The 23,556-nt window shown below is 36.7% G+C and carries 16 protein-coding genes; all 16 read right to left on the bottom strand.

The features are described 5' to 3' along the window. Nucleotides 1-325: 325 nt before the first annotated feature. A complete protein-coding gene (locus LGQ02_RS11035) occupies nt 326-1,921 on the bottom strand; it encodes a PucR family transcriptional regulator (protein WP_226514437.1) in 1,596 nt (531 codons plus the stop codon). A 208-nt stretch (nt 1,922-2,129) separates the two neighbouring features. Further along, nucleotides 2,130-2,351 (bottom strand): hypothetical protein, encoded by a 222-nt coding sequence (locus LGQ02_RS11030; RefSeq protein WP_226514436.1) that lies wholly within the window; start codon nt 2,349-2,351, stop codon nt 2,130-2,132. 43 nt (nt 2,352-2,394) lie between these two features. Further along, nucleotides 2,395-3,861 carry an NCS1 family transporter gene (locus LGQ02_RS11025; RefSeq protein WP_226514435.1) on the bottom strand — a complete coding sequence of 489 codons (1,467 nt, stop codon included), beginning with the start codon at nt 3,859-3,861 and terminating at the stop codon, nt 2,395-2,397. A 242-nt stretch (nt 3,862-4,103) separates the two neighbouring features. Beyond that, nucleotides 4,104-5,516 carry a dihydropyrimidinase gene (gene hydA / locus LGQ02_RS11020; RefSeq protein WP_226514434.1) on the bottom strand — a complete coding sequence of 471 codons (1,413 nt, stop codon included), beginning with the start codon at nt 5,514-5,516 and terminating at the stop codon, nt 4,104-4,106. A 14-nt stretch (nt 5,517-5,530) separates the two neighbouring features. Next, nucleotides 5,531-6,817 (bottom strand): NAD-dependent dihydropyrimidine dehydrogenase subunit PreA, encoded by a 1,287-nt coding sequence (gene preA, locus LGQ02_RS11015; protein ID WP_226514433.1) that lies wholly within the window; start codon nt 6,815-6,817, stop codon nt 5,531-5,533. Between the two features lie 30 nt (nt 6,818-6,847). Further along, on the bottom strand, nt 6,848-8,206 hold the full coding sequence (locus tag LGQ02_RS11010; protein ID WP_226514432.1) for an NAD(P)-dependent oxidoreductase: 1,359 nt from the start codon (nt 8,204-8,206) through the stop codon (nt 6,848-6,850). Between the two features lie 416 nt (nt 8,207-8,622). Then, a complete protein-coding gene (locus LGQ02_RS11005) occupies nt 8,623-9,072 on the bottom strand; it encodes a DMT family transporter (protein ID WP_226514431.1) in 450 nt (149 codons plus the stop codon). A 208-nt stretch (nt 9,073-9,280) separates the two neighbouring features. Next, nucleotides 9,281-11,575 (bottom strand): LysM peptidoglycan-binding domain-containing protein, encoded by a 2,295-nt coding sequence (locus LGQ02_RS11000; protein ID WP_226514430.1) that lies wholly within the window; start codon nt 11,573-11,575, stop codon nt 9,281-9,283. 303 nt (nt 11,576-11,878) lie between these two features. Continuing rightward, nucleotides 11,879-13,327, bottom strand: coding sequence for an aldehyde dehydrogenase family protein (locus LGQ02_RS10995; RefSeq protein WP_226514429.1), 1,449 nt, complete (start codon nt 13,325-13,327; stop codon nt 11,879-11,881). After that, nucleotides 13,324-14,388 carry a homoserine dehydrogenase gene (locus LGQ02_RS10990; RefSeq protein ID WP_226514428.1) on the bottom strand — a complete coding sequence of 355 codons (1,065 nt, stop codon included), beginning with the start codon at nt 14,386-14,388 and terminating at the stop codon, nt 13,324-13,326. The genes LGQ02_RS10995 and LGQ02_RS10990 overlap by 4 nt, the downstream gene beginning before the upstream one ends. Nucleotides 14,389-14,411: 23 nt before the next feature. Beyond that, nucleotides 14,412-15,602, bottom strand: coding sequence for a cystathionine gamma-synthase family protein (locus LGQ02_RS10985; protein WP_404802423.1), 1,191 nt, complete (start codon nt 15,600-15,602; stop codon nt 14,412-14,414). Between the two features lie 37 nt (nt 15,603-15,639). Continuing rightward, nucleotides 15,640-16,848: a M24 family metallopeptidase gene (locus LGQ02_RS10980; RefSeq protein ID WP_226514426.1), complete on the bottom strand. Its 1,209-nt coding sequence runs from the start codon at nt 16,846-16,848 to the stop codon at nt 15,640-15,642. Between the two features lie 179 nt (nt 16,849-17,027). Beyond that, nucleotides 17,028-18,674, bottom strand: coding sequence for a PucR family transcriptional regulator (locus tag LGQ02_RS10975; RefSeq protein ID WP_264183973.1), 1,647 nt, complete (start codon nt 18,672-18,674; stop codon nt 17,028-17,030). Between the two features lie 510 nt (nt 18,675-19,184). Next, a complete protein-coding gene (gene trhO / locus LGQ02_RS10970; RefSeq protein ID WP_226514424.1) occupies nt 19,185-20,159 on the bottom strand; it encodes an oxygen-dependent tRNA uridine(34) hydroxylase TrhO in 975 nt (324 codons plus the stop codon). A gap of 182 nt (nt 20,160-20,341) precedes the next feature. Then, the gene (locus LGQ02_RS10965; protein WP_226514423.1) at nt 20,342-21,928 is read right to left on the bottom strand and encodes a LysM peptidoglycan-binding domain-containing protein; all 1,587 of its coding nucleotides are present in this window, start codon (nt 21,926-21,928) and stop codon (nt 20,342-20,344) included. A gap of 127 nt (nt 21,929-22,055) precedes the next feature. Continuing rightward, the gene (locus tag LGQ02_RS10960; RefSeq protein ID WP_226514422.1) at nt 22,056-23,117 is read right to left on the bottom strand and encodes a C40 family peptidase; all 1,062 of its coding nucleotides are present in this window, start codon (nt 23,115-23,117) and stop codon (nt 22,056-22,058) included. Between the last annotated feature and the right edge of the window lie 439 nt (nt 23,118-23,556).

The following is a 23,556-nucleotide window of genomic DNA, read 5'->3' as shown; positions in this document are numbered from 1 at the left end:
AAAGCCTTAGTTGCCACAAGCTCAACTCCTATGATTAAACGGCGAGTTGCGACGAGTAATCGTAGGAGCAACGAGTATCGGCTTCCTCGAAATCCCTTCGAGCTGCGACGAGCAAGCTTAGCGGCGCAGGAGCAATTATCTATCGACCATAAATTAATAAATTCTGATAGTACAAATCAAACGTACATTTAATAAAAAAATTCTAATATCATTCGTTTAATTGTGCAAAAAACGTAATTATGAAATTGATTCAAATGAAAAAGCTATCTCGGATAACTATGAGACAGCTTTTGTAACAAAACATATGAATAAAAATCATTTCTTACTAATGGTTGGGTTCAGTTTCTAAGGACTTTAAATAATCATAAGCAACTGTCATAAATTCTATCGTTAATCTTCTTTCGGGGCTCATGAAATTCTGACCTAATATTTTTTCTAATTTATCTATTCGATGGTATAACGTTTGGCGAACAACAAATAGCTTTTTAGCCGTTTCTTGTTTTGAACCGTTACAAGCTAAATATGTTTTTAACGTTTCCATTAATGATGCATGATGTTTTTTGTCATAGTCGATGACTGGCTTTAAATACTCCATGACAGTTTCTTGGAGGTCACCATGTTTATTAATCAAAGAGATGATTCGGTATAAATGTAAATCATCATAAAAATAACGTCTACTCTCATTAGACAACCTCTTTTGTAGTTGAAGAGTTTCTTTTGCTGCTTGATAACTTTTGTCTATGTCCCTTAATCTCGGTACAAACTTCCCTACTCCAAACGAAATATTGTAAGTATCTAATTTACCAGAATCATCATTCTCAATTCTAGTAAACCCTTTGGTCATCCTCTCTTTCCATGTTGGTTTTTCACGTTGGTTTACTAGTATAAATATCATTTTATGTCTTACTTCCGCTGTGTAAATATAAAAGCCATGTTGTTCAAAAATTGTCCGAAAGAAAAGTTTAAAATATGTGCGATCCATATTTTGTGTTTTTTCTTCTGAATGAAATTCACAAACACATACGATGCCGCCTTGATACTGAAGCTTTGGTTTATGATAAGATATGTATTCACGTATATCATGTTCACTATGATGACCTTCTAACCAATCGATCATCCATTCTGATTCTTCCATTCTTTTCTTTTCTTCTACGAATAAATTTCTAAGTAAATGTTGAGCTAACGCAGTAGCTGTTCGGTCAAGCAGTAAATAATCAAAATCATTTAACTCTCGTTGGTAAGAGAGGATCATTAATTCTGCATATTGATTCCCTAAAATTTGAACGGGTTGACGAGCAACTTGAGAACTATTTTCAAAGTCAATATTCTCTATTTCTATAAACTTATTCATATCATCCTCGTGCATGTGAGGAACAGCTTTTAACTCATTTTCATTAAAATGAGCAATCACTTGTACTTCTAACGTTTCTTGAAGTAATTTTAATATATCTTCAGCATCTTCAATATCTAATAGTTTTTTATTTAGTTGCTGTGAGTAATCTTCTAAGTTTGATATCATTTGATATTGTTTATTAATAAGTAAAGAGTGAATATCTTGAGTAATCTCTACAAATGGCACTTCTTTTTTAAATAATATAATAGGGAAATGATGTTCATTGGCTACGTCGATAATCTCTTGAGGAACTGTTGTTGTGTGAGTTCCCATCTCCAAACATAATCCGGCGGCATGACTTTCGATTAGTTGTTCAATTAATGATCGAAATAAGTGTCGATCAGTTTTCCATCCAAGACCTGTAGTAAGAATTAATTCATTCCCGTTTAATAGTTTTTTTATCTGGATCACTTCTACTACATGTACCCACTTCACTTGTCTTTCCAGTCCGTGAATACCTGCTACAATATCTATACTTTCAAAATGCTTTCTTTCTAATATTTCTCTAATGGTCAAATAAGAATTCATTTTAAAAGCACCTCTTTTACATGTGATTCATATTAAAAAATCTACTTCTTTTATTATAATATGAATCTAACTTAATGGTAAGAAAATTATGAAAATTCGACATCGTTTAACAAACAAAAACAAAAAAACAGGGAGATTCCCTGTTATAAATAATGTTTCCCTTATATATATAGTAGTTTATATTTAAAAAAATAAACGCTTATCTCATTTATGAATACTGTTTTTGTTTAATTAAAAGCGTAGAGAAATACTTTCTAGTCTCTGCATTCAAAATGTGCAACGTTTTTGTCTCTCTTCTCTCATTATCTTTTAACTCAAATTCAACAAATGCTCCACTCAAATTTTCAATTACAGATTTAATTTGATAGCCTTTATCAATTAAAAAATCAATTTTATCTCTTTCTTCAACAAATTCCTGATATGCTGACATGATATCAGCCTCCCTTATTTAATTTGTTTTTCTATAAAAACTTTTACGACCCTTTTTCCATAATTGTTTTCTCAGATTGTTGATTGCCGTCAACATCCCAGTCTCTTCCTACAGTAATTCCTAAATATTTTTCATCATCAGGATCTTCAATTTCTGCTTGTTGATACTTTCTAAACCACCAATATTTCGCTAATACGTAGTATGTTCCACCACCTACAACAAAACCAACGATAAACGAATAGTTTGTTAAAAAGTAAGCAGCTACCCCACCAACTATCCAAGCAATGAATCCAGCAACATTAAATCCGTTTAAATATTTATATTGGCCATTGTTTTTATAAAGGTCATAAACATTTACACGTCGTTTCCTAAGCAAGTAATAATCAGTAAATAAAATACCAACGATCGCTGATAAAATTCCACCTACAATCAGTAACACAGGTATTAAAATATCAAACAAATTCCATGGTTGAACGACCGAACCTGCTATACCAGCCATAAATACTCCTACCCAAAACGGAACTTTAGGTCCACCTACATTGGAGAAAATTGTTGCCGCTGGAACTAAGTTTGCAGCTATATTCGTCGACCATTGGGCGAATACAATCATGACAAGTAAAACGACTAATACTAAGCCACTCGCTGCTTCTTGTAGTGCAATAATTGGATCATAATTGGATACAGCTATGAATGAAACCGCCCCGATTACGACAATGAACGTTTGTGCTAAAGGCATTGCAACGACACTACCTAATAATGAAGCTTTATTACGCTTAAACCAATTTCGCTCATATTTAGGTGCTTTAATAAATCTTGAAATAGTTGGGATGTCAGCTGCTAACGTTGCCCAAAAGCCCATTATACTAAAGATGACAATGAAGAAAGCTGTAACTGCCGCCCCGCCAGATGCTGGATTTTCTACCCAAACCCAAACATTCCGTCCTTGTTCAGCTGCACTACCAGATAACGTACTAAAAATCCATATAGATATGAGGATAATAATTGGAGCTGCAAGATCTGCAAAACGTTCAATTGCTTTAATTCCTAATGCTGTATTTAGTAGTTGAACAAAAGCAAAGATCATAAAACAGAGAAACCAGTTGTCGAAGGAAAAGAGAACAAATAGGATCCCATTTATTGCGGTTGCTCCAAAAAATGTATTAATCCCAAACCAAAAGGAAGCAGCTAATCCTCGAACAACTGACGGAATATGCGTTCCTACTGTTCCAAAAGGAGCACGCATATAGACAGGAAAAGACAATCCATGTTCAATGCCGATATCTCCAATAATTGTAATGAAAAATCCGATTGCTATACATCCGATTAATGCCGCTAAAATGACCATTCCTAATGGTAAACTTTCTACCCCTGCTCCACCAATCGCAAATGCCGCGAGCACAACTGCCATTCCAACCCACATAATCATAAAACCTAATGATCCAATTTTCTTCCCAGCATAACTGACAGGTAATAAATCTGGTGACTTTAAATGATTATTCTCTTTGCTCATTGCTACACCCCTTATTTTTTCATAAACGAAACACTCATTCCTTATGACATGGACTTAGGGGAAAACAATGGGACTGCTTTTTTATACTATCAGAATTTATAAAATTTCGGTTGATAGTATAACCGCAACTAAGGCTTTCGCCATGAGGACTTGGCGATAAGCCAAGTTTTGTTTATAAACTCTCAATTAAAAACAGCCCCATTGTTATGATCAACGTTCACTTTTTCTATTTCTTACTAGCGTTAATTCATTTGTTTACTTTTTTCTTCTTGGTAAGAACCATACTTGTTTCGTTTAATATACTTTCCTTTACCTGGAGAACCGACAAATTGCTTGTCACGAATGACAAATTCACCACGAGAAAGTACAGTTACAGTTTCTCCTGTGACATTCATCCCTTCAAAAGCGTTATAATCAACCGCCATATGGTGTGTATCAGCAGAAATTGTTCTCTCTACAGTAGGGTCGAAGATGACAATATCAGCGTCAGCCCCGACAGAAATAGTTCCTTTATTTGGATACAATCCAAATAGTTTTGCTATTCGCGTTGAAGTAATATCAACAAATTGATTTAAAGTAATTCTTCCTTTTTTAACCCCTTCAGAAAATAAAATACTTACGCGATCTTCAATAATTGGTCCACCATTAGGAATTTTAGAAAAATCACCTCTTCCTAAATCTTTTTGACCATTAAAGTCGAAGGAGCATTGATCCGAACCTAACGTTTGTAGTTGGCCGTTCTTTAATGCATTCCATAAGACTTCTTGATTTTCTTTTTCTCGAAGTGGTGGTGACCATACATATTTCGCACCTTCAAAATTCGGTTTCTCTAAATAAGATTGATCTAATACTAAATACTGTGGACACGTTTCTCCCCAAACGTCATATCCCTTATTTCTTGCTTCTGCAATTCTTTGAACGGCTTCTTCACATGAAACGTGAACGACATATAGTTGTGAGTCAGCTAAACCAGTAAGCTGAGCAGCTCTTCCGGTAGCTTCACCTTCTGCTTCAGGTGGTCTCGTTAATGCATGGTAAATCGGGTCTGTCTTCCCTTCATCTAACGCCTTCTTCACTAAGTATTCAATGACATCGCCATTTTCAGCGTGGACCATGACAAGACCACCAAGCTCTTTTGCTGTAACTAATGTACGAAATAGTGTTTCATCATCGGCTTGGAATACGTTCTTATAAGCCATAAAAACTTTAAATGAAGTGATTCCTTCGTCTTCAATGACAGATGGAAGCTCTGCTAATACATCTTCATTTGTTTCACCAATCATAAGATGGAAGCTGTAATCAATTACTGCTTTATCTTTTGATTTATCATGCCATGTTTGAATCGCATTTTTTAAAGGTTCGCCTTTATTTGTCAAGCAGAAGTCGATGACAGTTGTCGTTCCTCCAAATGCTGCAGCAATCGTTCCTGTTTCAAAATCGTCTCTTGATACTGTCCCTCCAAAAGGCATTTCAAGGTGTGTATGTGGGTCTATCCCACCTGGAAAAACATAACAACCTTTTGCATCAACGACTTCTGCGCCATCTTCAGAAAAGTTACTTCCAATCGTAGAAATTTTCTCGTTTTCTATTAAAATGTCAGCCTGATATGTGTCTGCAGCTGTTACGATCGTTCCGTTTTTAATAATTTTCTTCATTGGGAATCCCCTTTCTATTTCACCGTATTTTGTGTTGTCTCACATGTAGGACTACTTATAGCTGCTTGGCGTTCATTCCAAGTCATTGGTTGTTCACTAGGAATATCAACCATATCGATTGCGCCATCGACAGGGCAGACGATTGAACATAAATTACAGCCTACACAATCATCTTCACGAACTCTTAAAATATCGTTTCCTTTAGAATCTTTTAACATATCAATACATTGATGTGATGCATCTTCACAAGCAATATGACACTTGTTACAGTTAATACAAACATCATTATTAATTCGAGCAACGACACGATGGTTTAAATCTAGGTTCCCCCAGTCAGAATATTTCGGAACAGACTTTCCGACTAACTCATTAACGGAGGAAAGACCTTTATCTTCTAAATAGTTATCTAATCCTTCAATCATATCTTCGACAATACTAAAGCCGTGGTGCATAACAGCAGTACATACTTGGACGCCAGTTGCCCCCATTAACATAAATTCAACAGCATTTTGCCAATTCGAGATTCCACCAATCCCCGAAATTGGAACATTAATATGAGGGCTTCTTGCGCATTCTGCAACCATATTTAAAGCAATTGGTTTTACAGCTGGACCACAATAGCCACCGTGAGCTCCTTTTCCAGCAACATTTGGAACCGTATTCCAAGAATCTAAATCCACAGCAGCTAGACTATTAATCGTATTAATCATACTTACAGCATCAGCGCCTCCTTGAACTGCTGATTCAGCAGTGGCAGTAATGTCAGTAATATTCGGTGTAAGCTTTACAATTACCGGAGTTTGTGCCACTTCTTTTGCCCAATATGTTTGTTTTTCAACTAGTTCAGGTACTTGGCCTGAAGCTGCCCCCATTCCTCGTTCAGCCATACCGTGTGGACAGCCGAAGTTTAATTCCAGTCCATCGACACCAACATCTTCGACTCGTTTTACTATTTCATGCCATTTGTCTTGTTGTGGTTCTACCATTAATGAAGCAATAATTGCGTGGTCAGGATACATTTTCTTGGTTTCGTATATTTCTTTTAAATTCACTTCAAGTGGACGGTCTGTAATAAGTTCAATATTGTTAAATCCAGCAACTCTTTGTCCGTTATAATCAACTGCTGCAAATCGTGAACTTACATTCAGAATAGGATCACCTAGTGTTTTCCATACAGCTCCACCCCAACCAGCTTCAAAAGCTCGTTGTACTTGATATCCTGAGTTTGTTGGAGGAGCAGATGCGAGCCAAAATGGGTTTGGGGATTTGATGCCTGCAAGATCGATTCGTAAATCAGCCATTAAATGACCTCCCTTATAATTGATAGTTATTTATGCTGTTTCTGTTGCTTGTTTCGTTAATTGCTTATGGATTGCATATGCTACTTCTTTTCCTTGTTGTGCTGCAGTAACAACCATTGCTTCACCTTGCCCTTTGCCAAAAATGACATCGCCACACGAGAAGACTCTAGAATTTGACGTTTGATACGTTGATTGATCTACTTTGACGACACCACCATCATGCTTCAACCCAAAGCTTTCAATTAATGATGTATATCGAGATTGGCCGATCGCTTTGATGACTGCATCTACTTGAAGAGTGAACTCTGAGCCTTCAACAGGAACAGGTCTACGTCTTCCATCTTCGCTAGGTTCACCTAATTTCATCTTTTGGCATTCAATAGCCTTTACATTACCATTTTCATCACCAATGATTCGTTTAGGTGCTGTCAACCAGCGAAATTCTACGCCGTCTTGCTTAGCGAATTCATATTCAAAGTCATAAGCCGTCATTTCCCTTTCTGTTCGACGGTATAAAATTTTTACATTTTCTGCTCCTAAGCGCATTGAACATGTTGCTCCATCAATGGCTGTATTACCAGCTCCAATTACAGCAACTTTACTTCCTACAAATTGATCAGAAAGAGATTCAGATTTAGTCGCTTTTACAAAATCTATTGCGTCATATACACCATCTAAGTCTTCCCCTTGAATACCAAGCATTGGGACATTAGCCATACCTACTGCTAAAACAACAGAATCATAGTTTTCTAACAATTCATCTGGCATAATGTCTATCCCTACTCTTGTATTCGTACGAATCTCAACATCTAAACTCTTTACTTGATTAACTTCCCAAAATGAAATAGATTGAGGCAATCTAAATGAAACAATTCCATACGTATTTAAGCCACCAGCTTCCTTCTCAGCTTCAAAAACAGTTACTTTATAACCTAGTAATGCTAGTTCTCTAGCTGCTGATAAACCAGCTGGTCCTCCGCCTACAACGGCAACTTTTTTTCCGTTTTTCTTACCTGACTTAAATAATACTTGTTCATTTTTGATGGCCCAGTCTGTAGCATAACGTTGTAAGTCTCCGATCATAATTGGCTTTGTAGAATGGTTTAAAACACATGCCCCTTCACACAATTCCTCAGTTGGGCAAACTCTTGCACAACTAGCTCCGACTGGATTTGAGCTCATAATCGTTTTAGCAGAGCCTTTTAAGTTTCCTGAAGCAATCTTTTTAATAAATTTTGGAATGTCAATATCTGTGGGACAAGCTTTAATACAGGGTGCATCGTAGCAATAAAGGCATCGGTTTGCCTCTTCAATGGCTTCTTGGTTCGTTAAACCATTATGCACTTCCTCAAAATTCTTCTCTAAATCTTGCAATAAAATATTCGTCAATAGTGTTACCTCCTTTATAAAGCTTTTTTGATTCTGTTTTTGATAACGTTTTCATTTGTTATGGTAAGAGAACTTTCATGCTTTAGATACTTTGTATAAATACCAGGTACTAAATTTACTTCGTATTAGGCCAAAGGTTCAGCTAGTTTTACTTTTATAGATTCATAAAAGTAAATTTACACCATATACAATTTTTAAGTACTTTAAGTAGCTTAGATAAAATAAATGTATTAGACTCTTAATCTATGGGATCATAACCTTCTAACTTTCCCCCTTTCATATTCAATCAAATCCTTATGAATTTACAGAATATTCGGAAGTCAACTTAATTGTACGTTTGTGCCTTGTTCAATACACTATACATAATGTCAAATCGTTTACGGCTTTAAATGTTCAATCTGTAAAATTAATAGTTTTTAGTTTGTGAAACTGCCTCGGTAAATAAGTAATAATCCAGCTGCCATTAAGGAAACACCAAGCACTCTTTCTATATTCATAGGGATTCGTTTCATACCAAATAATCCGAAATGGTCAATAATTAAACTTATAAGGATTTGTCCAAGTATAGCTGCAAAAATAGCAAGAGCTGCACCTGTGACTGGAACGGAGAAAATAATAGAAGCAACGAATAAAGCGCCTAATATTCCTCCAACTAGTTGCCATTTCGGTAGTGAAAAAACTTGTAAGACTTGTCCTCTGCCGAAAAAAATCATACACAATGTTAAAAAAACAGTTCCTATAAAGAAAGAAACAAACGCAGCTTCAAATCCTCCAATTCTTTTTCCTAGTTCCCCGTTTATTGAAGCTTGGCTTCCTGCTAGTATCCCACCAATAAGTGCAATGAATAAAAAAGATAGTTTTGTCACACTGTTTATCACCACCATTGAATGAAGTAGTTTTATTTATATCATAATTATTTTGCGAATTTTGTAATAATTTAGTTTGTTAATAAGAAAGTTTGTAAAAATTTTTATCATTTCTTACTCTACTGGCTACCTTGAAGAACATTTTGGTGAAAATTTCTATAAAAAAACTGCCCCAAGGTTTATGATTTGGGACAGTTCATTTCTTTGATTATCGTTCATTTACACCAGCTGAAATATTAACTTGTCGTTGCATAGAATCTTGTACTAACCCGTCAGAATGGCGGGTACTATTTAAAAAGTGAATACAAAAGTGACCGTTATAATTATTATTTCTAATAGCTTGGTCAGCGTGAGGGAAAGAGTGCATAGCTGCAGCTAACCTTCTGCCATCTACTGAGACTATAATTGCTCTTGGTGTCCAAGAGTAACTTCCCCCCCATATTTCTCTCATGATTTGAGCGTCATTAGAAGTCAATGGCTCGGCGTCGGCATGATTTCCACCCATAGTATGACGAACACGAAATGTTCTCCCTGTTTGGAAATCGGTAAATGTTGCGTCTTTCCCTATCGGAAATACGTAACGTGCTTCCGTCCACCAATCTAAATGCTCGCCATGGCGGTTACTTACAACCGATCTTACTGGTACATTGTATACTGGTATCTGAAGTTGTTGACCAATCGACAATGTACTATTTATTGATAAATTATTCTCCTTTAATAACTCAAGCATTGGAATCCCATATTGAACACTTAAATTCCATGCGTTATCACCTGACCGTACGGTATGGGTTGTGTAGGTCTTTGTCACTTCTTGACGAGATGGTGATTTTATTGGTTGATCATCTTCACCAGAGATTGTTAACGTTTGTCCAATTCTTAATAAATCTGTCGTTAAGTTATTGGCCGAACGTATCGCATCAACAGTCGTACCAAAACGTCTTGCGATTGTACTTAAGTTATCTCCGGATACGACCGTATACGTTGTCGGTTGTTGGGGTTCAACTTTTTTTTCTACGGTACCACCAGGAATTGTTAATGTTTGTCCAATTCTTAATAAATCCGTCGTTAAGTTATTGGCCGAACGGATCGCATCAACAGTCGTACCAAAACGTCTTGCGATGGTACTTAAATTATCTCCGGATACGACCGTATACGTAGTTGGTTGTAGAGGTTCAGTTCTTTCCTCTACGGTACCGCCAGGGATTGTTAATGTTTGTCCAATTCTTAACAAATCCGTTGTTAAGTTATTGGCCGAACGGATCGCATCAACAGTCGTACCAAAACGTCTTGCGATGGTACTTAAATTATCTCCGGATACGACCGTATACGTAGTTGGTTGTAGAGGTTCAGTTCTTTCCTCTACGGTACCACCAGGAATTGTTAATGTTTGTCCAATTCTTAATAAATCCGTTGTTAAGTTATTGGCCGAACGGATCGCATCAACAGTCGTACCAAATCGTCTTGCGATTGTACTTAAGTTATCTCCGGATACGACGGTATACGTTGTCGGTTGTTGGGGTTCAACTTTTTCTTCTACGGTACCACCAGGAATTGTTAATGTTTGTCCAATTCTTAATAAATCCGTTGTTAAGTTATTGGCCGAACGGATCGCATCAACAGTCGTACCAAAACGTCTTGCGATGGTACTTAAATTATCTCCGGATACGACCGTATACGTAGTTGGTTGTGGAAGTTGTGTTCTTTCTTCTTCTGCTCCTCCTGGAATTGTTAACGTTTGTCCAATTCTTAATAAATCCGTCGTTAAGTTATTGGCCGAACGGATCGCATCAACAGTCGTACCAAAACGTCTTGCGATTGTACTTAAGTTGTCTCCGGAGACAACGGTATACGTTGTTTGTGCTTGAGCTCTAAATTCTCCATCCTCACTACCTTCACTAAAATTTATAATACCTTCCTCTTTTGTTCCAGCAGAAGTATCAATCGTTGTATCTACTTTTAAGGTTTGACTTTTTTCATCAAAATTCGTTCGATAACCTAAACTGTCTGATATATAAGCTAGAGGTAAATAGACAGTATCATTTATATATTTACCACCGTAACTGTTGTTCTCATTTTGTCTCTTTTCATCACGTTCAACCTCTAAATAAACTTCGTTATCGCCGCGTGTTATTTTGACTTCATCCTTCTCTTCTATATAATCGACTGCTGCAAATATGTGATGCGATAAATCATGAATAGGAACATAAACTGTATCGTCTTCATAAATAGGGGGATGTTTAAAAAGGATTTCTACTCCATCAATTACAACCGGAATTTTCTCATCAGCATGTGTTGCTTCTTCATGATTTTTTTTCCCATTTTCATGTGCAAAATTTACATCTCCAATAAAGTCTTCATCTAATTCATCATCTTCATTACCATCAATATTTTGTACTTTTTTCTCATTAGTGTTAGATCCTTTACTATTTAATTGCTTTTGTAATTTGTTGTTCTTTTCTTTTTCACTTTCTACACCTCGGAATTCCCCCTCGTTATTGTCCATTTCATGTAATGCCCCTGATTCATTTTGTGGATTCTGGTCTAAACACGCTATTAGTGGTGATAGTAGCACGATAGTTATCATGGTTAAGCACAGTTTTTTCACATACTCACCTCACTTTAAAGGGGCTTCTATTGTTGTAGTGCTTCTTATTTTGAGTATGTGATGAAATGGAAAATGTATGTCTTCATTTAATTTCCACTTTTCATTAGTTCTTCAAAATACAAATAAGCCCATACAATCATGCATGGGCGATACAGCCTTGCATGATTGTATGGACACAAGCAGATGATAATAGTTAAATGATCAAATTATCTCATTTTGAAGGTTAAAACAAACAACTTTTGGATCTGTCATCGATTCAATGGCTGAGCGAACACCCTCTCTACCAAGTCCTGAACCTTTTACTCCACCAAATGGCATGGCATCGATTCGATAATCGCTACTATCATTTATCATGACGCCACCTACATCAAGGTTCTTAATCGTATAAAATGCATTTTCAATATTTGAAGTGAATATTCCAGCGTGTAGTCCATAATTAACAGCATTTGACTGCTCAACAGCTTCGTAAAGATCATCAACAGAATAAATTAAAACAACTGGGCCAAAAATTTCCTCTTTAGCAATCGTTACATGGCTTGGGACATCGGTTAAAACAGTGGGTTCATAATATGCGCCATATCGATTACCACCAATCTTCACATTCGCACCTGCTTCTTTCGCTTCATTGACCCATTTTTCAACTCGTTTTGCTTCTTTTTCGTTAATTAGTGGACCGACATCCGTCAGTTCTGACATCTTATCACCTACATGTAATTCAGATGTGCGTTCGACAAATGCTTTTACAAAATCGGAATATGTGTTTTTTTGTACGAATATTCTCTGAACGCCAATACAATTTTGCCCCGCTGCAGAAAAAGCACCTGAAACACATGATGGTACAGCATCTTCTAGTTTCGCATCATTTAATACAATCACTGGTGAGTTAGATCCTAGTTCCATACTTACTTTCTTTAACCCAGCTTCATGAGCAACTTCTTCACCTGAATGTAATCCACCTGTAAAGGAAATCATTTTTACAGACGGGTGGGTTACTAACGTATTTCCGATTTCTTTTCCTGATCCAGGAATGACAGATAAGAAACCTTCTGGTAAACCTGCATTTACGAACGCTTCTGCTAATAGGAGTGCGCTCAATGGAGTAGCCGATGCTGGTTTGACGACAATTGCATTGCCAGAAGCAATTGCTGGACCAATTTTATGAGCTACAAGGTTTAGTGGATCGTTAAATGGTGTAATTGCTCCTACAACCCCAATTGGAAACCGGTAATGATATCCAATTCGATTTTCACTACCTTCATTTTGATCAAAATTGATTGTCTCTCCATTTATCCTTCGGGATTCTTCTGCACTTATTTTTATAGTCTGAATCGTCCGCTTCACTTCACCTTTTGCCTCGGTGATCGTTTTACTTCCTTCTAGCGCGATTGTTTTAGCATATTTATCTTTATTGTCTTCAATATATTGGGCGGCTTTATTTAGGACACGAATTCTTTCATGAACTGGCCAAGATATATTGCTCTTAAATACTTCTTCTCCTTTTTCAATGGCTTCTATTATATTTTCCTTCGAAGCTTTTGGCACCTTTGCTATCAATTTATTATCTTGAGGATCAAAGACATCGAACGTCTTTTCGGCTGTTAACCATTTACCTGCAAGAAGCATTTTCTCATCTATCACTTTCGTTTTCATTCGCTTGCACCACCTTCCTTAATTGTTTTTTCACTTTGCAGATGGATTAGATCAATCAGAAGAGAATACCCGGTTTCAACTAATCCTGCTCCAGCTCCCGTAAGCATAATAGGGCCCGATAAGTCACAGTCATAAATGATTGCATTTGTTGCGCCAGTAACATTTGCTAATGGATGGATGACATCAAGTTTCTCTGGTCGTACACTGGCATAGACATTATTGCCATCCTTTTTCACTCTAGTTATGAGTCGCCAACGTTTATTTTCTGCCAAAGCCTCCGCTACCATATCCTTCGTTATGCTTCTCATTCCCTCACATTGGACATCTGAAGCTTTTATTTCCTTTTTCATCACGTAATTTGCCAGGATAACAGCTTTATATCTAGCGTCGTAACCTTCTACATCACTAGTAGGGTCTGCTTCTGCATAACCAAGCCGTTGTGCAGTTTCTAGAGCCTCATCATACGTTTTGCCGTTTTCCATTTCTGTGAACATGAAATTTGTCGTACCATTTAATATCCCCGTTATTTCACTTATCTCGTTTCCAGCTAAGCTTGTAATCGGCAAACGTAGAGCCGGTGTACCACTCATTACCGTTCCTTCAAATCCCCAAAATACGTTGTTCTCTTTTGCAAGTGCCGCTAAGTCTTTATATGCTAAAGCAACTGGGCCTTTATTTGTGGTAATAACACTCTTTTTACATTCAAAAGCAGTCCGACAATGATCAATCGCGGGTTGACCTGTATTGACATCGGTAAAAGTTACTTCAACAATTACGTCAGCATTTGTTTCTTTAATGGTTTCTAGGCTAGTTAGACCTATTTTCAACCCCTCTTTGTCTGAATAATTCTCGACACTTCCCGTTTCTTCTATAGAGGTTAATAATTTGTTTATATTTAAACCATCTGGATTATATACTGAACCTTTCATGACATCGGAAACAGCTACGACACAGGGTTCAATATCATATTGATCTATTAACTGATCCTTTTTCTCCTCTAGAAGTTTTGCTAAAGCCTGCCCAACTCCACCAAATCCAATAAAAGCGATTTTTAATGCCATTTCAAGCTCACCCCCCCTAATGGTTATTTATCCTCAAGTTTATTTAATGCCTGAGATAGGTCAGCAATGAGATCTTCAGCATCTTCTATACCTGCAGAATAACGTACAAGACCTTCAGGGATTCCCATTGCTTTTCGTTCTTCTGGTGTGTTTTCAACATGACTAGTTGTTCTAGGCGGTCCAACAGTGGTTTCAACTGCCCCTAAGTTTGCAGCTTTATGTGCAAATTTTAAAGCCGGCATAAATTTCTTTACTGCGTCGATGCCGCCGTCTACTGAAAAACTAAGCATTCCACCGTATCCAGTCATTTGTTTTTTCGCAATTTCATGTCCTTCATTACTTTCGAGACCAGGATAAAAAACATCTGTTACTTTTGGGTGGCTTTCTAAAAAATTTGCGACGGCCATAGCGTTTTCGTTTTGTTTTTTAATTCTAAGGTCGAGTGTCTTCATTCCTCTTATAAAAAGGTAAGCACTCATCGGATCAAGACATGCACCATTGATTTCACGGTAATGGAATACTTTTTCAACAAGGCTTTTATCTCCACAAACAATCCCACCTAATGCATCAGCGTGACCTCCAAGGAACTTTGTCGCACTGTGAATAACAAGGTCAGCACCGAGGGCGAGTGGATTTTGATTAATTGGTGTGGCAAACGTATTATCAACGACAACGAGAGCGCCAACCTCTTTCGCTTTTTTAATCATGCGATTTAAGTCAACCACTTTTAAAGTTGGGTTTGTCGGAGTTTCTAAATATAAGACATTACAACCTTTACCAACCTCTTTTTCAAGCATTTCGTGGTCTGTTGTATCGCACAAAGCCACATCGATGTTTAATTGAGGTAAAAATTCTAAGAATATTTTATTCGTACCGCCATAAGTGTCTTTGATTGTTACAACGCGATCACCAGGGCGAAGGAATGTATTCAGTGTATTACTGATCGCAGCCATCCCAGTCGAAAAACTTATGCAATCCTCAGCATTCTCTAATTCTTTTACTTTACCTTCAAAAGCTTGAACCGTAGGATTCGTCATTCTTCCATAAATATGACCATTCTCTTTCCCTAAAGCAACGTCCAGCCAATGATCGAGATCGTTATACGAATAGCCTACACTGAACACGGTCGGAACTTGTGTTGCACCAAATGCTAGATAATCTCTTTCTCCTGCCCATACAGAGTTAGTAGACATTTTTGAGTTTTTCACATTCATCATCCTCCTCAAAAAATTGTATACTGAGTCGCCTTCCTTAACTGATTTTTCCATCGTGAGAATTTATATTAAATGGTGATTGAACAATTAGCTCCCGCGGGTATGTTGTGAATGTTTCACACCCATCATCAGTCACTCTGAACGTTTCACTAATTTCAATCCCATAATTATCAAACCATAGGCCAGGAATAAGATGAAAAGCCATATTTGGTTGTAAAACTGTTTGATCCCCTTTTCGGATACTCGCTGTGTGCTCTCCCCAGTCAGGTGGATAATTTAACCCAACGGAATAACCTAATCGAGATTCTTTTTCAATACCATGTTTTTGAATTGTCTTTCTCCATACATGCTCTATATCATTGCACGTGATGCCAGGCTTTACCACCGCTAATACTTCATTGATTCCTTCGGTGACAATAGGAGCTAATTGTTGCAATTCATTAGATGGTGTACCAATTGATACGGTTCTTGCTAACGGGACGTGGTAACGTTTATAACAACCTGCTAATTCAACGATAACCGATTCTCCATCTTTAAACGTTTTCTCAGACCATGTAAGATGAGGAATTCCAGTATTTTCACCAGATGGTAGTAAAGGAACAATCGAAGGATAATCCCCACCATATTGATCTGTACCTGATACGATATTGTAATAAATATTAGCTGCTGTATCACATTCTCTATTCCCTGCTCGGATTGTTTCTACACCTTTATACATTGCTTGATCTGCAATTGCTGCAGCTCTTCTCATATACTCAATTTCTTGGTCAGACTTAATCATACGCACACGGTTGACAATTAAATCTCCATCTTTAAATGTTGCATTCGGAAGACCTTTCTGTAATCGGTCATACGCTTTAGCAGTAAAATAATAGCAATCTTTTTCAACACCGATGTGCCGGTTTCCTAGACCAATTTGCGTAATAATTTCTGCAATGAAATCCATAGGGTGATAAATATCTGAATGTACATAATAATCAGGGTAAGCAATGACATTTTCGTCATAAATCCATGTCGTAGATTTAGCACCTTTTGCATCTTGAAGTCGCCCAATCCAAAGTGGTTGCGATTCATCAATGATAATGACAAGCATTTGATGAACGTAAAATGACCATGCATCATACCCTGAAAGGTAATTCATATTCGCAGGGTCTGTTACTAATAAAACCTCAATCCCCTCTTTTTCCATCCACTTTTTCGTTTCCCGTAACCGATGTTGATATTCAACAATATCAAACGGAAGCATAATGTTTGACCTCCCCTCTAATATTCGGAATATTTGTACTTCTATTCTTACCCCTATCTTACGAAAGTAGACGGTTTTATGTAATGTTCAAAGTGTATGAACTTTATTCTCGCCTATCTATACAAGTTGCAAAAGAGGTGCCTCACACGCTTTCCATGCGCATAAGACACCTCTAAAAATTAGTCTATTTTTTTCAACATCCATAAACGGACACTTAATTCTAATAAAAACAAGTCATCTGAATCCACTAAAGATAATCCTGTTAAACTTTCAATATTTCTAAGCCTGTGTAGCAACGATTGTCTGTGTAAATTTAATGCTCGAGCAGTTTGGCTTACGTTCCCTTTATATTTATTATAGATCATAATCGTGTAAATGAGATCGGTTTGTCGCTTTTTATCATATTCAAGTAAAGGCTCTAATGTATCTTTTACAATCCGCGCAATCTCTTCTTCATGTGATAATGCCATGAGAAGCCTATTCATTTTCGTATCAGTAAAAAATGTACGTTCGCCTTTCCCTTTATGCTTTAAACCAATGTCTAATGCAGTTCTTGCTTCTTCGTAACTTTCGTAAAAAGAATAGTGACCATCTTTATGAGTAGCAATTCCCCAAGACATTTTTAATTTTGGTAATAATTCATTGATGCGTCGCTCAATCAAATCTAAAAATTGATTCGCAGTTTCCATATATGGATGTTGGTCTGCTTCAACATAAATAATTACTTCTCCATCATCAAATGTTGTCATCGTTCTTCTATGAAGAACTTTTCCCGCATTCGTAATTTCTTTTTGCAAATAGTAATTCATACTTTGCAATGATGACTCTGGTGGGTTATCTTTTACCTGTTGCTTAGATGATTTAAAACTTTGCTCACTAACGCGTATTTCACCCACCATGCATAAGTAGGGTCGTGTTAAATCGTAGCCAAGAAGCTGAGCTTTTGAAAGTAGCTGATTATTCACTTCTGTATGATGCTTTGCTAAATTTAAAATAAAGTTGTCCTTCAATCGAATCTCGGTCATTTCAATTGCATTCTCTTTTAAAAAGTACAGAGCACATGCAGTAAGTCCGTGCTCTAATACGTTCATTACATACCAAGTTAATTGCTGGCGATCTTTAGGGTTAATAAATAAATACCCTTGTTTATGGTGATTGTTTGTAATTGTAAGCTGGAAACACATGTTATTTTCAACCATAAACTCATCCATATGATGATATAAAGGGTGTTCCGTATTTAAAACTTCTGACTGTGGGATTAACTGTCTTTTACCTGGTTCATCTAAATTTAATATTTTTAATATGCGCTGATCGAATTTATAGTTAGCTCGAATCGAATTATTATGATCTGTAATTGCTACAGGAACTTTTATATGTTTATACAATGTATTAGCAATATCCTGTATCCCTTTATCTTGCAATACACAGTTAATTAATTGTTGGCGAACACCTTCAGCTTGTTGGCGTTCCTCCTGTCGATCTGCATGAATTTCGTGGAGAACATCTTCTAATATATCACCAAAACGTACTTCCCAAGGGATATCCATAATGATGAAGTTATGAAGGCTTGCAACTTGTATAACACGTTCAGGAATATCATAAATATAGCGCCCCGTTGCAAACGCTAATACAGAAGCTCCAGAGTCAATGACATCTTTCACAAACTGCTCTAGGAGGATCGGATCATCTTCACAACCAATTCCAGTACTTAATACAAACTCATTTTTTCGCACAAAGTTTTCTACGGGGACTTCAATAACAGAAATCCACTCAACCCGCTTTTCATCTAACATTTCATGACCAGATTTAATTTTTGCCGTTTCCATGACAGGTAAATGTAATATGTCCTTGACAGTTATCCCACTTAAACCACCAGCCTTTCTCAAGAATGAACGAGAACAAGCATATATGAAAAATCATATGGAGAATCTACAATTAATTAAGTATATGTTATATTTATAAATTTCTGTTAATTAAAATTATGTCATGAGACATTTATTTTTACAATGGAATCAATTTCATAATACGTTTTTTGCGCAATGAAACGAATGATATGATAAATTTATTCATTAAATGTACGTTTTATTTCGAAGTGAACGTAACAAAAGACGGCGACTCCCAGAGGATCAGTGCAGTCTGAAGATCCACTTAGGCGAAAAATTCTCGAGCCTAAGTTAGCTGAAGACAAGCCCTCGGGAAAGCGTCCGTCTTAAGTGGAGTTCACGCTCATCATTCGGAATTTCGCACCTTATTTTGAGTTATGAAATTGATTCAATGAACGAATTTTTAAACAATCGTTTAACTTTTAATAAAGAAAAGGATAAAAGCAGCAACTTTTATCCTTGGTTAATAACTGTGTGTTCTGTTTCTTCAATTTTAGTTAATCTATCTTGCACTTGTTCTTCAGATAATTCATGTTCTTTTACGTAACGGTTTCTTGAATGTATGCGACATTCATGAGAACATCCACGTAAATAGGAATGCTCACTTTCTTCGGAACAAATGATTTGTTTATTACATTCTGGATTTGCGCAATTTACGTAACGTTCACACGGTTCATTAGTAAAATAATCTCTTCCAACAACAACATGCTCAACACGGTTAACTGGCACACTAATTCTTTCATCAAAGACATAACATTTTCCGTCCCACAGTTGACCTTTTACTTCAGGGTCTTTTCCGTAGGTTACAATTCCGCCATGTAGTTGACTGACGTCTTCAAGTCCTTCTTCCTTTAACCATCCTGAGAATTTTTCACAACGAACTCCGCCAGTACAGTACGTTAACACTTTTTTATCTTGAAATTTTTCTTTATTTTCACGAATCCAATTTGGGAGTTCGCGGAAGGATTTAATATCAGGACGTATCGCACCTTTGAAATGACCAAGGTCATACTCGTAATCATTTCGAGCATCAATAATCACGGTTTCTGGTGACTGCATTTCATTATAAAACTCTTTGGGACTTAAATATTTGCCTGTTTGCTCATTCGGGTTTATATCATCTTCTAGTCTTAAAGTAACTAGTTCCTTTCGATAACGAACGTGCATTTTTTTGAATGCGTGTTGATCTGCTACATCAATTTTGAAAACCATATCAGAAAAACGAGGGTCTTCTTTCATTGCTTCCATGTAGCGATCTGTTTGTTCAATTGTACCTGATACCGTTCCATTAATTCCTTCATCGGCAATGAGGATACGGCCTTTTAATCCTAACTCTTTACAAAAATCCAAGTGTTCATTTGTATATTGTTCAGCATCAGCAACTTCAACATATTTATAGTAAAGTAAAACTCTATATGATTGACTCATAATATAAACCACCTTATAAAAAATTATGTTACCACTATAATCGCAGTAGAAAACATCAGTTTATTATAACAAAATAATTCATTGAATGACAAAAAACTTTCATAAACCTTTTCCACTTTTTAAAAGATAAAACGCTCTACATTTATATGTAGAACGTTTAATGAAAAAGGATAATATGGTTGTTAATGTGCAAAAACATGATTTCCTATGGTAGTTGATACAGTTCTTGATCTTACCCACTGATCATTCGTTTTATCTGGGTTATAAAAAAATAATGAACCATTCGTAGGGTCTTCACCTCTTAAGGCTCGATTGGCAGCTTCATAACTCGTATCATTGGGACTCGCTGCTTCTAATGCTCCATTTCCAGCTGGGCTGAACTGATAGTGACCATGACTATTTTCAAAAATGACTTCTTCTATACTGTTTGGAAATAGCTCACTATTTACCCTATTTAAAATGACTGCCCCAACGGCAACTTGTCCTTCTAATGACTCTCCTCTAGCTTCAGCGTATATCATTTTTGCAAGCCATTCTAAATCTTCTTGACTGTACGTTGCTTCCTCAACTTCTTTTATTGAGCGATCATTCGTTACTTGATTGGAAGTTGGGATCTGTAACGATTGACCAATTCGTAAAAAATCATTCGTTAGGTTATTAGCATTTTGAATCGCTTGAACTGTTGTGCCATACTTTGCAGCAATCCCTGATAATGTATCGCCTGAAACAACGATATATGTAGTTGTATTATTTTCATCTACTTTCGGTGCAGACGTTGTGCCACTTGGAATTGTTAACGATTGGCCAATTCTTAAAAAATCACTTGTTAAGTTATTAGCTGATTTTATTGCATGAACTGTCGTTCCATACTTTGCTGCAATGCCAGACAACGTATCACCTGAGACAACCGTATACGTCGTTGTCTCTCCTTCAGAGGGACTTTCTGTTGGAGTAGGCGCTGTAGTTGTTCCACTAGGGATCGATAACGTTTGACCAATACTTAAAAAGTCATTGGTTAAGTTATTTTCTGATTTAATTGCATGAACAGTTGTTCCATACTTTGCTGCAATCTGAGACAACGTATCACCTGAGACAACCGTATACGTCGTTGTCTCTACTTCAGAGGTACTTTCTGTTGGAGTAGGCACTGTAGTTGTTCCACTAGGGATTGATAATGTTTGACCAATACTTAAAAAGTCATTGGTTAAGTTATTTGCTGCTTTAATTGCATGAACTGTCGTACCATTCTTTGCTGCAATCTGAGATAACGTATCACCTGAGACGACTGTATACGTCGTTGTCTCCGTATCAGTAGCACTTCGAGTAGATGACGGTCCATTCGGCATCAATAACGGTTGTCCGATTTGAAGAGTATCTGATGTTAATTGATTGTGTTGTTTAATCGCATTGACTGTTGTATGAAATCGGTTTGCAATACTCCAAAGGGTGTCACCTTGCTTTACTGTATATACCTCCTGCTGTTCTTCTCCATTATCTGGAGTAGCTGCTTCAACTGATTTGGACTCTATTGGAGCAAAGGCAAGTGTCGTAACTAAAAGTGAACCACCCATTATTTTTACCATCTTAACTTTAAAGTTAGGGAATTTATCTCTAATGAAATGTTCTGCTTCTGTTTCTAGTGATTTTCGTTTTTTATCATCAGGTCTGTCACCTAATTCACTTGAAAATTCTTCTGTTTGATCCTCTAGATATAAAATCACTTCGTAACCGTCATCGAGCTTTTTAATTGTGTAATGTTTGAATTGCATTCGTTTCCTCCTTCATTTCACTATGTCCTACTCTTTTATTTTTTAGAAATAAGAGAAAGTTATGTATGTAATGTAGTAAATAAAAAAAGACTGCTCTGAATCCTTGAGCAGTCTAAAACGTGATATGTTAATCAATGATCCGTTTTGAAAATAGATAGTTGTCTCTCCAATAACTAATATCCATGAAATTCTCAGCAATATGAACCCCTCTAGATGAGGAAGCATGGATCATATCTCCATTCCCCATGTAAATCCCATTATGTCCGACTCGACCATCAGAATACATACTTGGAGTAGTAAAGAATAAAAGGTCTCCAGGCTGCAAGTTGTTAATATCAACTGCTTCACCTACACCAGCTTGTTCTCGTGATGTTCTCGGTAAGGCAATATCATGTTTACCAAATACATATTGAATATACAGAGAACAATCAAATACACTTGGAGCTTGTGCATATGTTGCTCCAAATTCATAACCAGCTCCTATATATTTTTTTGCTTCTTCAATAATTGCTGAGCGAACATCGCCTGGTGGAGCAGTGTTTCGATCATCAACAGGCTTTTTCTCTTTGATCGGTTCTATTTCTTTCGTTTCTTCTCTAGGTGGGATGTTTAACAACTGCCCTTTGTAAATGACATTCGACCCTAAATCATTTGCAGCTTTTAATGCATTCACAGTAGTATGGTGAGCTTGAGCAATTCTCCATAATGTGTCACCACTTTGTACTTCATATTTTGAAGCAGGTTTTTCTATTTGTATTGACCCATTCTCTGGCTTGAAGTAAATGTACGTATTAAACAATGCACTTGCTGCATCTAATGTGACGTAACCTGTTTCATCAATCCACCTTGGTGGATCAATGTTAATGAAGTCATCGCCTCTTCTCGCTCTACTACCTCCCATTGTTAACCTAACAGATGTTGAACCGTCCGTTAATTCGTACGTTTTTGTTGGGCTTTCAAATCGAATATCATTGTAGCTTAAAATCTTTGATAAGTAGATAATTGGTAAATACATTTCGCCCTCTAACTTGATTGGGTTAATACCATCAACCATTTCACCATTAATTGCAACCCCCGCTGTCGGCACTCGTTCAAAAGCACTTGCTTCGTGTAAAGGCGTAAATAGGAAAGTAAAAACAAAAGTTATGATCAGCGAAAATTTGATCAAATGTGTGAGTTGTTTTTTCATGATGTCCTCCTGAAATAAAATTCATTGTTTGTTTTCAATTTATAGGTTCTGTACGATAACAGATTTTATTCTCTTTATGAATAAATACCTTAGTGAATCAATTTCATAATTACGTTTTTTGCATAATGAAACGAATGAAATGATAAAAATCTTTGCATTAAATGTACGTTTAATTTGGAAGTGAACGTAACAAAAGGCGGCGACTCCCGGAGGATCAGCGCAGTCTGAAGATCCACTTAGGCGAAAGTTGTCGAGCCTAAGTTAGCTGAAGACAAGCCCTCGGGAAAGCGTCCGTCTGAAGTGAAGTTCACGCTCATCATTCGGAATTTCCCATCTTATTTTGAGTTATGAAATTGATTCTAGTAAATACGAATTCAAGGAGTTCATACTCAACAACAAAATTATTTATAATCATATCAGTAAAGGAATTTATGTATTT

Source organism: Bacillus shivajii, from assembly GCF_020519665.1.
GTDB classification, from domain to species: Bacteria; Bacillota; Bacilli; order Bacillales; family Salisediminibacteriaceae; genus Bacillus_CA; species Bacillus_CA shivajii.
Note: the sequence above shows the minus strand (reverse complement) of the source record. Positions and strands in the feature narration are given on the sequence as shown.

What these genes read in the sequence shown, in the direction of transcription:
- LGQ02_RS11025 (WP_226514435.1), bottom strand. Translation starts at nt 3,861, where the DNA reads ATGAGCAAAGAGAATAATCATTTAAAGTCACCAGATTTATTACCTGTC.
- LGQ02_RS10965 (WP_226514423.1), bottom strand. Translation starts at nt 21,928, where the DNA reads ATGCAATTCAAACATTACACAATTAAAAAGCTCGATGACGGTTACGAA.
- LGQ02_RS11030 (WP_226514436.1), bottom strand. Translation starts at nt 2,351, where the DNA reads ATGTCAGCATATCAGGAATTTGTTGAAGAAAGAGATAAAATTGATTTT.
- LGQ02_RS10975 (WP_264183973.1), bottom strand. Translation starts at nt 18,674, where the DNA reads ATGGAAACGGCAAAAATTAAATCTGGTCATGAAATGTTAGATGAAAAG.
- trhO (WP_226514424.1), bottom strand. Translation starts at nt 20,159, where the DNA reads ATGAGTCAATCATATAGAGTTTTACTTTACTATAAATATGTTGAAGTT.
- LGQ02_RS10990 (WP_226514428.1), bottom strand. Translation starts at nt 14,388, where the DNA reads ATGGCATTAAAAATCGCTTTTATTGGATTTGGTGGAGTTGGGCAGGCT.
- preA (WP_226514433.1), bottom strand. Translation starts at nt 6,817, where the DNA reads ATGGCTGATTTACGAATCGATCTTGCAGGCATCAAATCCCCAAACCCA.
- LGQ02_RS10980 (WP_226514426.1), bottom strand. Translation starts at nt 16,848, where the DNA reads ATGCTTCCGTTTGATATTGTTGAATATCAACATCGGTTACGGGAAACG.
- LGQ02_RS10995 (WP_226514429.1), bottom strand. Translation starts at nt 13,327, where the DNA reads ATGAAAACGAAAGTGATAGATGAGAAAATGCTTCTTGCAGGTAAATGG.
- LGQ02_RS11000 (WP_226514430.1), bottom strand. Translation starts at nt 11,575, where the DNA reads ATGGACAATAACGAGGGGGAATTCCGAGGTGTAGAAAGTGAAAAAGAA.
- LGQ02_RS10985 (WP_404802423.1), bottom strand. Translation starts at nt 15,602, where the DNA reads ATGAATGTGAAAAACTCAAAAATGTCTACTAACTCTGTATGGGCAGGA.
- LGQ02_RS10960 (WP_226514422.1), bottom strand. Translation starts at nt 23,117, where the DNA reads ATGAAAAAACAACTCACACATTTGATCAAATTTTCGCTGATCATAACT.
- LGQ02_RS11035 (WP_226514437.1), bottom strand. Translation starts at nt 1,921, where the DNA reads ATGAATTCTTATTTGACCATTAGAGAAATATTAGAAAGAAAGCATTTT.
- hydA (WP_226514434.1), bottom strand. Translation starts at nt 5,516, where the DNA reads ATGAAGAAAATTATTAAAAACGGAACGATCGTAACAGCTGCAGACACA.